At 66.9% G+C, this 1,286-nt stretch carries 2 protein-coding genes and 1 pseudogene; all 3 read left to right on the forward strand.

What is annotated here, in order from left to right:
- Nucleotides 1-489 (forward strand): annotated as a pseudogene (locus FJ940_RS28325) (NAD(P)(+) transhydrogenase (Re/Si-specific) subunit alpha); the annotation flags it as partial.
- Entirely contained in the window at nt 489-914 is a 426-nt protein-coding gene (locus FJ940_RS28330) for an NAD(P) transhydrogenase subunit alpha (protein WP_140512858.1), read from the forward strand. The pseudogene FJ940_RS28325 and the gene FJ940_RS28330, both read left to right, overlap by 1 nt.
- Nucleotide 915: 1 nt before the next feature.
- Nucleotides 916-1,286, forward strand: a 371-nt coding sequence (locus FJ940_RS28335) for an NAD(P)(+) transhydrogenase (Re/Si-specific) subunit beta (RefSeq protein WP_181171824.1), incomplete at its 3' end; no start/stop codon positions are given.

The following is a 1,286-nucleotide window of genomic DNA, read 5'->3' on the forward strand; positions in this document are numbered from 1 at the left end:
GGTTCGGTGATCGTCGATCTTGCTGTGGAGCGCGGCGGCAATGTCGAGGGCGCCGAGGCGGGCAAGATTGTGACGACGGCCAACGGCGTCAAGATCGTCGGCCATCTCAACGTGCCGGGCCGCGTCGCGGCCTCCGCTTCGCTGCTCTACGCCAGGAACCTTTTTGCTTTCCTCGAGACCCTGGTCGACAAGGCGACGAAGACGCTTGCCATCAACCGCGATGACGACCTGGTCAAGGCGACCATGCTGACCGACGGCGGCAAGATCGTCCATCCGGCCTTCGCCAAGGCCGACCAGCAGCCGCCAAAGGGCCAATATATCGAACCGCCGGCGATCCCGGCCAGCACAATGGTCGCTGATGCTTCGGCGCCCAAGAAAGCCGCGCCCAGGAAAGCTGCCGCATCCAAGCCCTCGCCGCCCAAGTCGCCCCCGCCGCCCAAGTCGCCCTCGCCAAAGTCGCCCTCGCCCAAGCCGAAAGGGACCGCGTGATGGACCAGACCTTGCAGAAAGCCCTCGACCAGCTCGACCAGGCAAGTGCTGCCGTCCGGCTGGCGGTGCAGAACCTGGCAAATGCTCCCGGCGGCGCCGAGGCGGCCGGTGACGCCGCGCACGCGCTGTCGGGCGGCGCCATCGATCCCTTCGTCTTCCGCCTGGCCATCTTCGTGCTGGCGATCTTCGTCGGCTATTACGTCGTCTGGTCGGTGACGCCTGCGCTGCACACGCCGCTGATGGCCGTCACCAACGCCATCTCCTCGGTCATCGTCGTCGGCGCGCTGCTTGCCGTCGGCATCGCCGCCTCCGGCGTCGCCGCGGGCTTCGGCTTCGTCGCGCTGATGCTGGTGTCGGTCAACATCTTCGGCGGCTTCCTCGTCACCCAGCGCATGCTGGCAATGTACAAGAAGAAGGACAAGTGACGTGACCGTCAATCTCGCCTCCTTCCTCTATCTGGTCTCCGGCATTCTGTTCATCCTGGCGTTGCGTGGTCTGTCGCACCCGACCACCAGCCGGCAAGGCAATCTCTACGGCATGATCGGCATGGGCATCGCCATCGCCACCACGCTGGCGCTGGCCACGCCATCGGCCGGACGCTTCGGCCTGATCGTGCTCGGCCTTGCCATTGGCGGCGGCGTCGGCGCCGTCACGGCCAGGCGCATCGCCATGACCTCGATGCCGCAACTGGTCGCCGCCTTCCACTCGCTCGTCGGCCTTGCCGCCGTGATGGTGGCGGCGGCCGCCATCTATGCGCCGGAAAGCTTCGGCATCGGCACGGCGGGCGACATCCACGC

It is taken from the genome of Mesorhizobium sp. B2-3-7 (genome assembly GCF_006442695.1).
GTDB lineage: Bacteria > Pseudomonadota > Alphaproteobacteria > Rhizobiales > Rhizobiaceae > Mesorhizobium.